This is a genomic window from Anaerolineales bacterium (genome assembly GCA_019637805.1).
Lineage (GTDB): Bacteria > Chloroflexota > Anaerolineae > Anaerolineales > UBA11579 > JAMCZK01.
In genome coordinates this window covers 528,066-543,839 of record JAHBVB010000001.1, presented here as the reverse complement: position 1 = coordinate 543,839, position 15,774 = coordinate 528,066, and the positions used below count along the sequence as shown (strand labels likewise).

Annotated in this window: 14 protein-coding genes; 11 read left to right on the top strand and 3 right to left on the bottom strand. The window is 62.9% G+C overall.

The annotated features are described in order from the left end of the window. Positions 1-34: 34 nt before the first annotated feature. Entirely contained in the window at positions 35-787 is a 753-nt protein-coding gene (locus KF885_02615) for a hypothetical protein (protein ID MBX3048045.1), read from the bottom strand. Between the two features lie 35 nt (positions 788-822). On the opposite strand from KF885_02615, the gene KF885_02610 reads away from it, so the two are divergent. The 3 genes from KF885_02610 to KF885_02600 all read left to right on the top strand — a co-directional run bounded on the left by KF885_02610 (position 823) and on the right by KF885_02600 (position 2,678). Next, positions 823-1,599, top strand: a complete 777-nt coding sequence (locus KF885_02610) for a DsbA family protein (GenBank protein ID MBX3048044.1) — start codon at positions 823-825, stop codon at positions 1,597-1,599. A gap of 204 nt (positions 1,600-1,803) precedes the next feature. Next, a complete protein-coding gene (locus KF885_02605; GenBank protein MBX3048043.1) occupies positions 1,804-2,079 on the top strand; it encodes a hypothetical protein in 276 nt (91 codons plus the stop codon). Beyond that, positions 2,076-2,678, top strand: a complete 603-nt coding sequence (locus KF885_02600; GenBank protein ID MBX3048042.1) for a GNAT family N-acetyltransferase — start codon at positions 2,076-2,078, stop codon at positions 2,676-2,678. The genes KF885_02605 and KF885_02600 overlap by 4 nt, the downstream gene beginning before the upstream one ends. Before the next feature lies 1 nt (position 2,679). Here the strand turns inward: KF885_02600 and KF885_02595 are convergent, their stop codons facing one another. After that, the gene (locus tag KF885_02595; GenBank protein ID MBX3048041.1) at positions 2,680-3,585 is read right to left on the bottom strand and encodes a methyltransferase domain-containing protein; all 906 of its coding nucleotides are present in this window, start codon (positions 3,583-3,585) and stop codon (positions 2,680-2,682) included. Further along, positions 3,575-4,924, bottom strand: a complete 1,350-nt coding sequence (locus KF885_02590) for a UDP-glucose/GDP-mannose dehydrogenase family protein (protein ID MBX3048040.1) — start codon at positions 4,922-4,924, stop codon at positions 3,575-3,577. Before KF885_02590 ends, KF885_02595 begins: the two co-directional genes overlap by 11 nt. A 75-nt stretch (positions 4,925-4,999) precedes the next feature. Between KF885_02590 and KF885_02585 the strand changes: the two genes are divergently transcribed. From KF885_02585 to KF885_02550, 8 genes are all read left to right on the top strand, one after another. After that, on the top strand, positions 5,000-5,779 hold the full coding sequence (locus tag KF885_02585) for a hypothetical protein (protein ID MBX3048039.1): 780 nt from the start codon (positions 5,000-5,002) through the stop codon (positions 5,777-5,779). A 57-nt stretch (positions 5,780-5,836) separates the two neighbouring features. After that, positions 5,837-7,492, top strand: a complete 1,656-nt coding sequence (gene hutU / locus KF885_02580; GenBank protein ID MBX3048038.1) for a urocanate hydratase — start codon at positions 5,837-5,839, stop codon at positions 7,490-7,492. Between the two features lie 21 nt (positions 7,493-7,513). After that, entirely contained in the window at positions 7,514-8,671 is a 1,158-nt protein-coding gene (locus KF885_02575) for an MFS transporter (protein ID MBX3048037.1), read from the top strand. Positions 8,672-8,728: 57 nt separating this feature from the next. After that, on the top strand, positions 8,729-9,922 hold the full coding sequence (locus tag KF885_02570) for a L,D-transpeptidase (GenBank protein MBX3048036.1): 1,194 nt from the start codon (positions 8,729-8,731) through the stop codon (positions 9,920-9,922). A 105-nt stretch (positions 9,923-10,027) separates the two neighbouring features. Beyond that, complete coding sequence (locus KF885_02565; protein MBX3048035.1) at positions 10,028-12,040, top strand: 4Fe-4S dicluster domain-containing protein; 2,013 nt, start codon at positions 10,028-10,030, stop codon at positions 12,038-12,040. A 14-nt stretch (positions 12,041-12,054) separates the two neighbouring features. Then, entirely contained in the window at positions 12,055-13,530 is a 1,476-nt protein-coding gene (locus KF885_02560) for a 2-oxo acid dehydrogenase subunit E2 (GenBank protein MBX3048034.1), read from the top strand. Positions 13,531-13,561: 31 nt separating this feature from the next. Continuing rightward, positions 13,562-14,959 carry a dihydrolipoyl dehydrogenase gene (lpdA, locus tag KF885_02555; GenBank protein ID MBX3048033.1) on the top strand — a complete coding sequence of 466 codons (1,398 nt, stop codon included), beginning with the start codon at positions 13,562-13,564 and terminating at the stop codon, positions 14,957-14,959. A gap of 142 nt (positions 14,960-15,101) precedes the next feature. Next, positions 15,102-15,671 carry a DUF4126 domain-containing protein gene (locus KF885_02550; GenBank protein ID MBX3048032.1) on the top strand — a complete coding sequence of 190 codons (570 nt, stop codon included), beginning with the start codon at positions 15,102-15,104 and terminating at the stop codon, positions 15,669-15,671. Positions 15,672-15,774 lie beyond the last annotated feature (103 nt).

Genomic DNA, 15,774 nt, shown 5'->3' with positions numbered 1-15,774 from the left:
CGAAATCGACCGGAGCAACATACGCAACACGCTCCTAGAACGCGCTGGCCTTCCACAACCCCGCATCCACCTGCACCCCCATCGCGCCAGCCGCCAGCAGCGCCTCGCCATCAGCCGGGGAATAGACGCCGCCCGCCGCGATCACCGGCAGGCTTTGTCGGGCCAGTTGGCGGGTTGCCTCCAGCGCTTGGGGCAGCTGCGCCGGGCCGTACAGTCGTCCGCTCACCAGCCGGCCACCAGCTGCGGGCAGGCTGCCGCGCGCCGGCCCCAGGCTGATCGCCGCCGCCCCGGCTTGCAGGGCCGCGTCGCACAGTTCCAGGGCGCGCGTCAGAGGCAGCTGGGCTATACAGGGCAGTTCGCCGCGGCCCGCCTGGCACAGCTCGCTCACCAGGCTGGCGGAGGCGTCTGCCGGAATGCCGATCTCCAGCGCCAGCACATTCTCCAGGCCCTCCACCCGCAGCGTCATCTTGCGCAGCTCCTCGGGCGATTGCGCCAACAAGTGCACGATAATCGGCACCTCGCCGCGCTTCCAGGCGCTGGCGTGCTTCTTCAGCGCCGCGCTCAGGCCGGGGTTGGGCAGCCCGCTGTGCAGCAGCACACCCCCGGGGAACTCCAACAGCTGCGCGGCTTCGGCCGCTCGCCGCGGCGCCAGGCTGATCGCGTTGGTGACGAACAGGCCCAGCGGCGCGGGCAGAGGCTGGCCCGCCGCGGGCGCAAAACCCAGGCTGCCGGCCGCGTTCATCCACTGGCTGGGCAAATCTAGGCCGGGTATTTCCACAGGTGTCATCTGCGCGATTATACGGGGCCAGCTATAATTCCTGCATGGCCACTCGCAAGAAGAACACCTCCCCCGCAGAAGTTGCTTCACCTCGTACAGAAGATGAGCTTGTCAGTCTGAGAGTTAAAAAGGCGCATTTGTACGGCCTTTTGGGTTTTCTGGCCGGCGTGCTGCTTGGTTACCTGGTTTGGGGCAGCAGCTTGCTCTCCGCGCTCGCCCCGCGCAGCGCCGAACTGCCGCAGCAAAGCCTGCCGCAAGAGCAGACCTCCGGCGACATCGTGGAACGCCGCTACCAAGTGCCGATAGAGGACCATGACCCCAGTTTCGGCGCCGCTGATGCGCCCATCACCATCATTGAATTTTCCGACTTCGAGTGCCCGTTCTGCCAGCGCTACGCCACGCAGACCCACGCACAGTTGATAGACACCTATGGCGGCCAGATCCGCTTCGTCTACAAAGATTTTCCGCTGACCAGCATTCACCCTCAGGCCTTCCCGGCGGCGTTGGCCGCCCAGTGCGCCAATGAACAGGGAGCGTTCTGGGCTTACCACGATATGCTCTTCAGCCAGCAGTTGCCTCTGGGCGATGAGACCTATCTGGCCTACGCCGAGCAGGCTGGTTTGGATGCAGCCGAATTCAGCGCCTGCTACGAAGAGCAGCGTTACCTGGCGGCCGTCCAGGCCGACTTTGACTTTGCCACCACCTTGGGCGTCAGCTCCACGCCGACCTTCTTCATCAATGGCATCGCCGTGATTGGCGCCCAGCCTTTCTCGGTCTTCGCGCAGATCATCGACTATGAGCTGGCCAACTTGGAAGACTAGCTTTGCCGGACGCACGTGAGCGTAAAGCCCAAATTCTCGCTGACTCAGCAAGACCCGCGGCTGCTTCCCTTGATGGAGCAAGCCAGTCAGCACTCTTTGGGCCTTTGGGCAAAGCAATGCGCACAGCGTGCGCTGCCTTATTTTGAGCAGGCTTATCCACATGACACACGCCCGCGTGATGCACTAAACACTTTGCAAACCTGGATGGATACTGGCGTCTTCCGCATGGCGGTGATACGCCGCGCCTCTCTGGATGCGCATGCCGCCGCCCGTGAGGTGGGCGCCGACACGCCGGCGCGCTCGGCGGCCCGCGCCGCCGGACAGGCTGTGGCCACGGCGCATGTGCGTACCCATGCGGTTGGTCCGGCCTTGTACGCCTTGCAAGCCATCCACAGAGACAGCAGCCCGCAGGATGCCGCCGCAGCCATCGCCAAAGAGCGTGACTGGCAATATCAGCGCTTGCTGGAGCTGGTCTCGTGAAAACAGAAGAAACCGCTCTGCAGATCGTGCCTGCCGGCCCACAGCATTGGGGTGACCTGCTGGAGTTCTTTGAGCGCATCCCCTGCACCTGCCAGTATTGGCGGGTGTCTTCTTCAGAATACAGTGGAGCCAGGAAGGAGAGTCTGGACGCCTGGGTGGCCGCCCGGCGGGCTGCCCTGCGCGCCCAGCTGAACGACCCCACGCCGCCCGGTGTGCTGGCCTATCTGGAGGGTCAGTTGGTGGGCTGGTGCGGCTTTGGCCCGCGCCCACAAATGGAGCGTTTAGTCCGTTCCCGCACGATCCCCAAGATTGACGAGCAGCCGGTATGGTCGGTGGTCTGCTTCATCGTGCGCACGGGTTTTCGGCGGCGCGGGATCGCCTCGGCCCTGTTGCAGGGCGTCATCGAGTGTGCACGCCATTATGGCGCGCCTGGGTTGGAAGCCTACCCGGTGGACCCGCAGGGCAAACGCATCAGCGGCGCCTTTGCTTATGTGGGCACCACGTCCATGTTCGAGCGCGCCGGTTTCCAGCGAGTGCTGCTCACGGATGCGACCAGCGCCAAGCTGCCGCGCTGGCTGATGCGGCTGTCGCTGAGCTGAGTTACTTCAGGGCTTGCTTGAAATTGTAGATGCCGTTTTTGCGGCCCCAGCGCCGTTGGCAGCCTGGGCAGGCGAGCACATCACCTGCCTGCTCTGGCAGTGAAGTGCCGCATTCCGGGCATTTGAAGAAGCCCTGGCTGGCGGCTGCCCCTTCGTCGCTGGCGCGCATGCGGTAGAACAGGCTCGGCGTATACTGCCACAGCGCCCCGGTCGGCTGCAGGGCTGCGTCCGCCCCGACCAACAGGCCCAAAGGGATATTGCGCTTCAGCCAACCCATGCGGAAGTGCGAGACGCTCAGTTGGCGCTCGATGCGAAAGCCGGCTTGTTTCAGCCAACCGCGCATGGTGTGTGGGTGAAAATCAAAATTCAACGGAATGTACTCAACCTGCTCAGGGGTAAACGGGTTCCACGTTTGCCGGCCGGCCCAGTAACGCAAAATGGCTTTCAGGTTGCGCTTGTTGGCAAATTCCAGCAGGAAGACCCCCTTGGGTTGCATCACCTGGCGCAGTTGGCCCAGCGCCCGCGGCGCCTCAGCCAGGTGGTGGATCACGCGGATCATGGTCACGCCGTCGAACAGCCCATCCACAAAAGGCAATTTGTAGACGTCGGCCGCCACATAGATATAGCGCGGGTCTGTTCCCAAGCGCTGCTGGGCCTGCTCCAGTTGCGTAGTGGAGTAATCCATCACCACGATGCGCTCGTAGCCATGATAGCGCGGCGTGTTGCGCCCGGCCCCAGCGCCCACTTCCAGTAGCAACTTGCCGCTGGTCGGCAGCAAACGCCGGATAGCGACCGCTTCTACCTGATCTTCGTATTGGCGTTCGCCCTGCTCCCAAAAACGCTGTTGATAATCGGACCCCTCATAATCACAAATTGGCGGATGATCGTTCTGCACCTCAGGCGGCATGGGGCCGGACCTCGATCTTGGTTTGCGCGGCGCCATTCTCGTTGTAGCCGCGCCCAATGCCGTAATACTGAAAGCCCATGCTGCGCAGGATCTGCGGCTGGTACAGGTTGCGCCCGTCCACCAGCACAGGCTGCTTCATACTGTTGCGGATGCGCAGCATGTCCAGGTTTTTGAACTCGTTCCACTCCGTGGCCACCAGCAGGGCGTCGCAGTCCTGGGCCAGTTCATAAGCATTCTCGGCCATCTCCACCTTGGGCAGCAGCTCACTGGCGGCTGGCATGGCCACCGGGTCATAAGCGGTCACTTCGGCGCCGGCGGTCAGCAGGGCCTCGGCAATGTCAATCGAGGGCGCCTCGCGCATATCGTCGGTGTTGGCCTTGAAGGCCAGACCCAGCAGGCCGATGCGGCGGCCTTGCAGCCCGCCCAGCGCCTGTTCTAGGCGGCGCACGGCGTGGTCGCGGCGGCGCACATTCACGTCCATCACCGCATTCAAAATGCGCGGCTCGTGGCCCATTTCCTCGGCCATATAGGCCAGGGCCTTCACGTCTTTGGGGAAGCAGGAACCGCCATAGCCCAGGCCGGCTTCCAGGAATTGCTTGCCGATGCGGGTATCAAAACCCATGCCGGCCGCCACTTCTTTCACATCAGCCCCCAGCGACTCGCAGACGTCGGCGATCTCATTAATGAAGGAGATCTTGGTGGCCAGGAAGGCATTGGAGGCGTACTTGATCATTTCAGCGGTGCGCAGGTCCGTGATCACGATCGGAGCGCGCAGCGGCAGGTGCAGCTGGGCCACTTTGTCGGCGGCTTCGCGGTGCAGCGAGCCCAGCACGGTGCGGTGTGGGTTCATGAAGTCGCTGATCGCGGCGCCTTCGCGCAGAAATTCGGGGCAAGACACCACCCAGAAGTCCATCGGCTTGGGCTGGGCGTGCTTAATGATCTCGGCTACAAAGTCACCCGTGCCTACCGGCACGGTAGACTTGTTGATCACCACCAGCGGAGCCTGCATGTGCTCGGCAATCGAGCGTGCCGCCGATTCTACGTACTTCAGGTCGGCTTCGCCGTCTACGCCGGAGGGCGTGCCTACGCAAATAAAGACGAACTCACTGTCCTGCAGGGCTTCGGGGTACGAGGTGGTGAACTGCAGGCGGCCCGCCTGCACGTTGCGCTGCACCAGTTCTTCCAAGCCGGGTTCGTAGATCGGCATTTCGCCGCGCTTCAGTCCGGCGACGCGTTCTTCATTTACATCCAGAGCGATGACCTGGTTGCCCAGGTCACTAAAGCAGGCGGCGGTGACCAGGCCCACATAGCCCACCCCAATTACACTGATTTTCTTCATTCAAACTCCGCAAAAATCCGGTTTCGGCAATGATAACACCGGCAAATCTCGATTGTTGGGCGTTAGAATGACGCTGTGAAGCGCCTGATTTTTACGCTGTGCTGGTTGCTGGCTGCCTGTGCGGCGCCTATAGCCGAGCCGACGCCCAACCCCAGCCCTTCCCCAGCGCCGACTGAGGCGCCACAATCTACCGTCAGCGCCACCCCGCTGCCTACGCCCACGCCCATTCCGGTCAGCGCACTGTGCTCTCCACTGGCGGGGCATACTTTCCAGGTTTTGTTGGGCTATATCAGCCAGGAGTTCCGTGCCCCGCCCAGCAGCAGCGACTGGGATGGCGGCCACCATGGCCTGGACTTTGCCTACTACCAGCGCAACGACCCGGGCGGGCAGGGCGGGCATATTGACGGCGCCGCGCTGCAGTCCGCCTTGGACGGCTATGTGGCCGGGCTGGGTTATGCGTCTATTTATGGCTATTACCTGATCGTGGAGACACCTTGGGCGCAGTTGTCGCCGGACCTGGCGGCGCTGTTTGAAGTGGCACAGGGCCAGTCGCTTTACCTGCTGTATGCGCACCTGCAGAACGAGGCGCCTTTTGTGATGCGTGAGCCGCTGGATTGTGGCCAAGGGCTGGGCCAGGTCGGCGCCAGCGGCGATGCCTACTTCGTCGTAGAGCCGCACCTGCATTTTGAGGTGCGCGTGGGCCAGAGCAGCATCCAGTTGGGGCCGATGACCTATTACGACGGCCATGCCAGCCAGGCCGAGCAGGATGAGTACCGCCGCTGGCGCAATAGTCCCGATTTTGTGCTGCACGACCCGTTACCGTTCTTCGAGCATGGAGCGCAGCACGGCGGCTAACCCAAGACCGCCAAGGTTATGCAGTACACTGGCGCTGGCACCAGCAAAGGACAATTGATGAATACACCCCGAGTAATCCGCTCCCCGCGCGGCATTGAGTTGCACTGCCAAAATTGGCTGATCGAAGCCGTCTATCGCATGCTGCAAAACAACCTGGACCCCGAGGTGGCCGAACGTCCCGAAGATCTGGTGGTGTATGGCGGCCGTGGCCAGGTCGCCCGCTCCTGGGAAGCTTTCGACGCGATTCTCGAGACATTGCGTACCATGCAGCCGGACGAAACCTTGCTGGTGCAGTCTGGCAAGCCGGTGGCCGTCTTCCGCACGCACGCGGATGCGCCGCGGGCGCTGATCGCCAATTCCAACCTAGTGCCGCACTGGGCCACCCAGCAGCATTTCGACGACCTGGCCGCCAAGGGCTTGATGATGTACGGCCAGATGACCGCCGGTTCGTGGATCTATATTGGCACGCAGGGCATTCTGCAGGGCACATACGAGACGCTCGGCTCGCTGGCCCAGCAGCGCGGCTGGCCTTCGCTGCGCGGCAAGTTCGTGCTTACCGCCGGTCTGGGCGGCATGGGCGGCGCCCAGCCGCTGGCGGTCACCATGAACGAAGGCGTGGCCCTGGTGGTGGAGGTGGACCCGGCCCGGGCGCACCGCCGACGCGAGATCGGCTACATCGACGCTGTGGTGGACACGCTGGAAGAGGCCATGACCTTGGTCGAAGAATCCGTGCAGGCTGGCCAGCCGCGCTCGATCGGCTTGATTGGCAACGCGGCTGAGATCTTCCCGGAATTGCTGGCGCGCGGCATCGTCCCAGACGTGGTCACTGACCAAACCCCGGCTCACGATATGCTCGCTTATATCCCGGCAGGTATGACCCTCTCCGAGGCCGATGCGCTGCGCAGCAGCGACCCGGCCGAATTTGAGCGCCGCTCACAGGCCAGCATGGCCCGCCATGTGGAGGCCATGCTGGGTTTCCAGCAGCGCGGCAGCGAGGTCTTCGATTACGGCAACAACCTGCGCCAGCGCGCTCTGGACTATGGCGTCCAGAATGCCTTTGATTTCCCCGGCTTTGTGCCGGCCTACATTCGCCCGCTGTTTTGCGAGGGCAAAGGACCGTTCCGCTGGGTGGCGCTCAGCGGCGACCCGGAGGACATTTATAAGACGGATGCCGCCATCGCCGAGCTGTTCCCTGAGGATCAGCACTTACAGCGCTGGCTAAAGCTGGCGCGCGAGCGCATTCCCTTCCAGGGTCTGCCCGCCCGCATTTGCTGGCTGGGTTATGGCGAGCGTGCCAAGGCCGGCTTGCGCTTCAATGAGATGGTGACCAGCGGCGAATTGAGCGCGCCGATCGTGATCGGCCGGGACCACTTGGACTCAGGCTCGGTGGCTTCGCCCAACCGTGAGACCGAAGGCATGCAGGACGGCACCGATGCGGTCAGCGACTGGCCGATCCTCAACGCGCTGGTCAACGCGGTCGGCGGCGCCACCTGGGTGTCTTTCCACCACGGCGGCGGCGTGGGCATCGGCTACAGCCAGCACGCCGGCCAGGTGATCGTGGCCGACGGCACGCCTGAAGCCGCCAAGCGCATTGAGCGCGTGCTGACCAGCGACCCTGGCATGGGTGTGGTGCGCCATGCTGACGCCGGCTACCGCGAGGCGATTGACTTCGCCCACCAGCATGGGGTTAAGATCCCCATGCTCAAGTCCTAGCTTTTTGAGGTTCATCGACTAATGAAACCCTCTGCCCTGGGCTGGCAACTGGCCCTGTTTACGCTGATTCGCACTGTGGTCAGCACGGCCTATCGCATGGTCTACCCCTTCCTGGGCGTCTTCCGAGATGGGTTGGGGGTGCCCTTGGATTCACTGACCTACGCCGTCGGCTTACGCTCCCTGGTGGCCGGCCTGCTGGGGCCGCTGCTGGCCGCGCAAGGTGACCTGCGCGGGCGCAAGGCCGGTATGCTGCTGGGCCAGTTGACCTTCCTGGCGGGTATGAGCGCAGTGGTGCTGTGGCCCAGTTTCCCCACATTCGTGCTTGCCCTGATCCTTTCTGCGCTGGGCAAGATCACCTTTGACCCGACCATGCAGGCCTACATTGCCGACCGAGTGCCCTACAGCCGGCGCAGTGTGTTTCTGACTGTCACGGAATTCAGCTGGTCTGGCGCCTTTCTGCTTGGCATGCCGCTGGTCGGTTGGATCATTGCTGAGCGGGGCTGGATAAGCCCATTCTATTTGTTGGGCGGATTGGCTTTGCTGGCCACGATCATCTTTTACAAAAGTCTCCCGGCAGACCCGCCGCGTCCTGCCCAGCGGCCCAATCTGCTCAGAGAATTGCTGGCCTCTAAACCGGCTTTGGCAGCTTTGGGACTGACCTTCTTTTCCTGTGTGGCCAACGAGTTCATCAATCTCACTTTTAGCATTTGGCTCGAGGAGCGTTTCGCCCTGCGCCTGCTGGCTCTGGGCACCACTGCGGCTATCCTGGGGGCCGCCGAACTGAGCGGCGAGGGACTGGTGGCTGCATTCACTGACCGCCTGGGGAAGCGCCGGGCGATCGTGTTGGGCCTGCTGGCCAATTGCTTGGCGGTGATCGCCCTGCCTGTGGCAGGCGGCATGAGCCTGCTGGCGGCTCAGGTGGCGCTGTTCTTGTTTTACATCAGCTTCGAGTTCTTCATCGTCAGCGCCATCCCGTTGATGACCGAGGTTATGCCGCAGGCGCGTACGACGATGATGGCGGGCTTCTTCACCAGCGCCTCCGTCAGCCGGGCGCTGGCCAGCCTGTTGGTGCCTGCCCTGTTTGGCTGGGGCTTTTGGTTCGTGGTGTTGGCTGCGGTGGCGGGCAACCTGCTGGCCTTGGCTTTTGTCAGCCGGGTGCGCTTGGCAGCCGAAGGCTGAGCCTGCCTTAATATACGGCTTAATCCCAGCCGCCAGGACGGCGGCTATAATTTCCCCATGAAATCCCGCCGCTTCGCCTCTTTGATTCTGGCTCTTCTGCTCTCTGTGCTGGCTGTTCCGGCATCCGCCGCCCCCGCAGCGGATGCGCCGTTGTGTCTGCCGGAAACCTTTGCCCCCCAAGCGCAAACTGACTGCCTCCCTTACGGTTCGGCGGCCTACCTGGCCCGCCTGGCGGAAATGGGCATTTCTTTGCCGCTCAAACCGCTTTCCGCCACGCTGGTTGACCAGTCTCTGAGCGAAAGCAATGTGAACTATGCCATCGTCAATACGATGAATGAAGCCGGCCAGGTGCTGCAGCGTCCTGTGTTTGCCAGTGCGGCGGACGCGGCCGCCAACAGCAACCCCACCAGCTTCGTTAAGGCCGGCAGCAGCCCGCACTATGTCGCCTACACATCGATCCAGGACGGGGGCGGAGTGTACTTCACCGACCTGGGCTGGATGCGCCGCAGCGACCTTTCCCCTGTGCAAGTGCGCCGCTTTGCCATGGGGCTGGAGTTCAAGTCCACACCAGAACGCCCCTTTGGCTGGGTGCTGGAATTTGCCGGCGGCGAAACTGCGCCGTTCAACGCCTACACCGGTGCTGATCTGCGCGCCCCGCGCTCCGGCAGTACGTTTGCCGCCTACGACGTGATCGAAGTCTTTGATATTCAACAGGTGGGCGATCTCAAGTGGTACCTGGTCGGCCCGGACCTGTGGCTGAACTCGCTGCAAATGCGCCTGGTCTTCCCCAATACCCAAGCGCCGCAAGGGGTGGACAATGGCCGCTGGATCGAGATCAATCTTGACCAGCAGTCCCTTTCTGTCTACGAGAACTCTGAGCTGGTCTTTGCCACTCTGATCGCCACAGGGCTGGACGGGTTGTGGACCCGCCCCGGCGTGTTCCAAGTGTACGAGAAGCACGACAGCACGCCGATGAGCGGCGACTTCTCCGGCGGCGCCGGCGGCTACTATTACTTGGCCGAAGTGCCCTGGACCTTGTATTACGACCAGGCCCGCGCCATCCACGGCGCCTACTGGCGGCAAAAGCAGTTCTTCGGCTACCAGGGCTCCCACGGCTGCGTCAATCTCTCGCTGGGCGATGCCCACTGGGTCTACCAATGGGCGGATGTAGGCGACTGGGTCTATGTCCACGACCCGTCCGGGCGCACGCCCACCGATGAGGAATTCGCCTACGGGGCGGGGGCGCCGTAGATTGCTTCGGCGACCCTGGCTTTGCCGGGTTTTCTCGCAATGACCTAAAACAGCGGCCTCAGGCCGCTGTTTTCGTCTATGGTAAACTCGATTTTAAACCCCGCCATGCTGACCTTAATTGAAAAAATCGTCTTTGTTTTGGCGGCCCTCACCACCCTGGCGCTGGTGGCTCGGGCTGTGCAGCGCATTGTGCGCATCATCGGCCGCGGCCACGGCAAACCGGACTGGAAACTGATCCCTAAGCGCCTGCTGGAAGTGGGCGTCAAGACCGTGGCGCTCACTCCCACCTGGCGTAAACGCCTGCTGGCCAGCCTGCTGCACGCCATGGTGGTCTGGGCCTTCATGTTCTACCTGCTGGTCAACATTGGCGACGTCCTGGAAGCTTTTGTCCCTAACTTCGTTTTCTTGGGAGAAGGTGGACTGGGCAACGTGTACCGCCTGTTGGCGGATGGGCTGACCGTCACCGGCATCGCCGGCATGCTCGCTTTGCTGGCCCGCCGCTTTGTGCTGCGCACCCCGGCCCTGCGTATCCGTGAGAGCACGCTGGTGCACCCCAAGGCGCGTGAAGGCATCGCTCGTGATTCGCTGATCGTGGGCTTGTTCATCGTATTGCACTTGGGCGGCCGCCTGCTGGCGGCCAGCTTTAAGCTGGCCCTGCACGGCGCCGACCCCTGGCAGCCGCTGGCCAGCGCTGCGGCGGGGCTGTGGGCCGGCTGGTCGCCGGCCGCGCTGGTGGTGGGCGAGCATGTCGGCTTTTGGCTGGCCATCGGCCTGATCATGGCCTTCTTCCCGTATTTCCTGTATTCCAAGCACATCCACATCTTCATGGCTCCGCTGAATTTCCTGCTGCGCCCGGAACGTCCCTCGCCCGGTCAGCTGGAGAAGCTCAACTTCGACGACCCGTCTATTGAGCAGTTTGGCGCGGCCCGCCTGGAAGACTTTGCCTGGCACCAGATCATGGATGCCTATGCCTGCATCATGTGCAACCGCTGTCAGGATGCCTGCCCGGCCTACACCACCGGCAAGGTGCTTTCCCCGGCGGCGCTGGAGGTCAATAAGCGCTATTTCATCAATGAAGAAGGCGCCCGCCTGGCCAACAGCGAGGCCAGCACCAAGACCCTGCTGGAATTTGCGATCACCGAGGAAGCCGTGCTGGCCTGCACCGCCTGCGGCGCCTGCACCGACATTTGCCCGGTGGGCAATGACCCGATGCGCGACATCATGGACATCCGCCGCAGCATGGTGCTGATGGAGAACAAGGCCCCTGAACCCTGGCAGGTGGCTTTCCGCGGCATGGAGCGCAGCGTTAACCCGTGGAACGTGCCGCCCAGCGAGCGCATGAAGTGGGCCGAAGGCTTGAATGTGCCCACGGTGGAACAGAATGCCGAGCCCGAATTGCTGTGGTGGGTGGGTTGTGCCCCCTCCACCGATGCGCGCGCCCAGAAGACGGCCCAGGCTATGGTGCAGATCCTGGAAGCCGCCGGCGTCAGTTACGCCGTGCTGGGCAACCAGGAACAATGCACCGGCGACTCGGCCCGCCGCGCCGGCAACGAGTTCCTGTTCAATGAACTAGCCAACGCCAACGTAGAAATGCTGAACGCGGTGGCGCCCAAGCGCATCCTGACCACCTGCCCGCACTGCCTGCACACCCTGGCCAACGAGTACCCGCAGTTCGGCGGCAATTACGAGGTGGTACACCACACCGAATTCATTGATGAGCTGATCAAAAATGGCCGGCTTGAGGTCAAAGCCGGTCCCGCCACCCAAATGGCCCTGCACGACCCCTGCTATCTGGGTCGCCAGAACGGCGTGGTGGTGGAGCCGCGCAATGTGCTGAATGCCGTGGATGTGGACCTGGTTGAGATGGTCAAGCATGGCAAGCAATCCTTCTGCTGCGGCGCCGGCGGCGCCCAGATGTGGAAGGAAGAAGAGCACGGCACCAGCCGGGTGAGCAGCGAGCGCATCCGCCAGGCCCAAGAGGTCGGCGCCCAAACCCTGGCGGTGGGCTGCCCCTTCTGCATGGTGATGCTCAGTGATGCCGCCAAGGCTGAGGCGCCCAACCTGCTGGTGCGTGACGTGGTCGAAATTATTGCCGACGGACTGTTTGAGAAGAGCTAACCGGAGGGTGATGCATGGCTGTTAAAGTGACCCTGCCGCAAATGGGCGAAGGCGTGATCGAGGCCACCGTGACCCGCTGGCTCAAACGCGAGGGCGACGAGGTCAAAGAGTACGATCCGCTGGTGGAAGTCAACACCGACAAGGTGGACACCGAGATCCCCAGCCCGGTCAGCGGCACGGTTCTGAAGGTGGTGGTGGACGAAGGCGCTACCGCTCCGGTGAACGCCGTGCTGGCCTGGATCGGCCAGCCGGGCGAAGCGCTGGAGGGCGGCGAGGCTCCTGCCCCTGCGGCCAAAGCGCCGCCAGCTGCCACACCTAAGGCGGCTGCCGCCCCATCTCCCGCACCCCTGCCTCCTGCGCCCGCTCCGCAGCCCATCCCGGCGGCCCCTGCGCCAATCGTCGCGCACAATGGCGGCCCCGGCCCCATTTCGCCGCTGGTGGCGCGCATCGCCGCCGAGCACGGCCTGGACCTGGCCGGGCTGCGCGGCAGCGGGCCGGGCGGGCGCATCACCAAAGCCGACGTGCTGGCCTACGCGTCTGGCGGCGCGGTCGCCGCGGCGACCGCCACAGCTGCCCTGCCGAAATCCGATGGCCAGAACATGGCCACGTTCCTATCGCCGGTGGTCAAGAAGTTGGCCGCCGAGCACAGCCTGGACCTGACCCGCATCCCCGGCAGCGGCCTGGGCGGCCGGGTCACCAAGGCGGATGTGGAAGCCGCCATTGCCGGCGGCGGGGCCGTGCTGCGCGTTCCGCCGCCGGCGCCTTTAGCGCCCGCAAAGACGCCGTTCCCGCCGGCCTTCCCGGATGCCGTGCCGGGCAGCGTAATGAAGCTCAACCCGGTGCGCAAGGCCATCGCCGAGCACATGGTGCGCAGCAAGCACACCTCGCCGCACGTCACCACGGTGATGGAAGCCGACATGAGCACGGTAACTGCTCACCGGGCCGCCAACAAGGCCGCCTTCGCCCAGCAGGGCGTTAACCTGACCTTCACCGCCTACCTGGTGGCCGCCATCGTGGCCGCGTGCAAGGCTTACCCCATCGTCAATTCCTCCTGGACGGACGAGGGCATCGCCGTGCACGGCCAGATCAACGTTGGCGTGGCCACGGCGCTGGAACCGGACGGGCTGATCGTGCCCGTGATCAAGAACGCCGGCGCGCTGAACCTGGTGGAACTGGCTCGTGCGGTCAACGATCTTTCCGGCCGGGCGCGCGGCAAGCAGCTCAAGACCGACGAGGTCAAAGATGGCACGGTCACTCTGACCAACCACGGCACCAGTGGTTCGCTGTTCGCCACGCCGATCATCAACCAACCGCAGTGCGCTATCATAGGCACCGGCGCTATCGAGAAGCGCGTTAAGGTGATCCACGACGCCATCGCCATCCGGCCGATGATGTACATCAGCTTGACCTTTGACCATCGCATTCTGGACGGCGCGGTGGCGGACTATTTCCTAGGCACGTTCAAATATACGCTGGAGAACTGGGCCTAGACGGCCCTGGGAAACACAAAGAGGATAAGACATGGCAAATTACGACGTGATTGTGATCGGGGCCGGCCCCGGCGGTTATGTGGCCGCCATCCGTGCCGCCCAGTTGGGTAAGAAAGTCGCCATCGTGGACAAGGAATTCCTCGGCGGCATTTGCTTGAACGTAGGCTGTATCCCCTCCAAAGCGCTGCTTAAGAACGCCGAAGTGGCCCATACCCTGCGCACCAAGGGCGAGGAATTTGGCTTCAGCTTCACCAATCTCAAAGTGGATTACGGCGCGGCGGTCAAGCGCAGCCGCCAGGTCTCTGAACGACTGGTCAAAGGCATCGACTTTTTGATGAAGAAGAACAAGATCGATGTGATTTGGGGGACGGCCAAACTGACCGCCAAGGACACGGTGGAAGTGACCCCCAAGAAGGGCGCCGCCGAAAGCCACAAAGCCAAAGATATTGTGATCGCCACCGGAGCCACCGCCATGAGCGTGCCCGGGGTGGAGGCGGACGGCAAGCAGATCCTGACCTATTGGCCCGCCATCCTGCAGGAAACCCTGCCCAAATCGGTTGTGATCGTTGGCGGCGGCGCCATCGGCCTGGAGTTCGCCACGGTCTGGAGCGCTTACGGCAGCCAGGTGACCCTGGTGGAGATGCTGGACCGCATCGCCCCGCTGGAGGACGAAGAGGTCAGCAAAGAGCTGGCCAAGGCCATGACCAAGAACGGCATCAACGTCAAAACCAGCACCAAGCTGGAGAAGGTCGAGAAGACCAAATCCAAGGTCAAGGTTACTGTTTCAGGCAAGGACGGCCAGGAAACCATCGAAGCTGAGCAGATCCTGCTGGCGATTGGCTTCCGCCCCAACACTGCTGACCTGGGGCTGGAGGCGGCCGGCGTCAAGCTGGGCCAGCGCGGCGAGATCCTCATCGACGAGCGCATGGCCACCAACGTGGCCGGCATCTGGGCCGTGGGCGATGTGACCGCCAAGCTGATGCTGGCCCATGTCGGTTCCGCCATGGGCATCATCTGCGCCGAGAACATCGCCGGCGTGGAAACCGTCACCCTGGACTATCGCATGATGCCGCGGGCGACTTATTGCCATCCACAGGTGGCCTCCTTCGGCTTCACCGAGGCGCAGGCCAAAGAAGCCGGCTACGAGGTCAAGGTCTCCAAGTTCAACTTCCAGGCGAACGGCAAGGCGCTGGGTTTGGCGGACTACGGCGGCTGGGTCAAGCTGGTCACCGATGCCCGCTATGGTGAGATCCTGGGCGCCCACATGATCGGCCCCGAGGTCACCGAACTGCTGCCGGAGCTGACCATCGCCCAGATGGCCGAGCTGACCGCCGCTGAGATCGCCCGCAACGTGCATGCCCACCCCAGCCTCTCGGAAGTGCTGATGGAAGTGGCCCACGCCGCGGAAGGCGAAGCCATCCACATGTAATTCAAAACGGGCCGCAAGGCCCGCTTTGCTTTTAAAGGCGTCTTAACGATGCGTATGATTCCTGTAACCCAATAACGATTCCCCTCGTATAAGGGTTAACATTGTTGCTGTACTTATTGGTGACAGAGGAGAGTTAAATTAAATGATCGAAATCTTGACCAACATTGGCACCGCTTTTGGCCTGTCGTCTTCGGCAGGCCTGAATGCGTATTTGCCGCTGTTGATTGTGGCGCTGACTGCCAAATACACCACTCTGATCAAGCTCAACCAGCCCTGGGATCTGATGACCAACTGGTGGGTGATCGGTGTGTTGGCGGTTTTGGTGGTGATCGAGATCACGGTGGACAAGATCCCGGCCGTGGACACGGTCAACGATGTGTTGCAGTCGGTCGGTCGCCCGGCGGCTGGCGCCATTCTGTTCGCCTCCAGTTCCGGCGCGGTCGGTGAACTGCACCCCATCCTGGCCCTGATCGCCGGCTTGTTCCTGGCGGGCGGTGTACATGCGGTCAAGACTGCGGCACGCCCAGCCGTCACCGCCAGCACCCTGGGCACGGGCAACTGGCTTGTCAGCCTGGTGGAAGATGTCGTCGTGCTGGTTTCAGCCATCCTGGCCATCCTGGTGCCGCTGGTCATCGTGTTGCTGGTGATCTTCATGTTCCTGGCTTTCCTGTGGTGGAAGAACCGCCCATTCAAGCCGCAAGCCACAGCTTAACCTTTGCATAGGCAGACAACAATAGGCGGGCCATCGGCCCGCCTTTTTGTTTTTAACCTGCACTCACCCAAGCGGATAATGCCCGCTCGTCTGATGCGTTGTC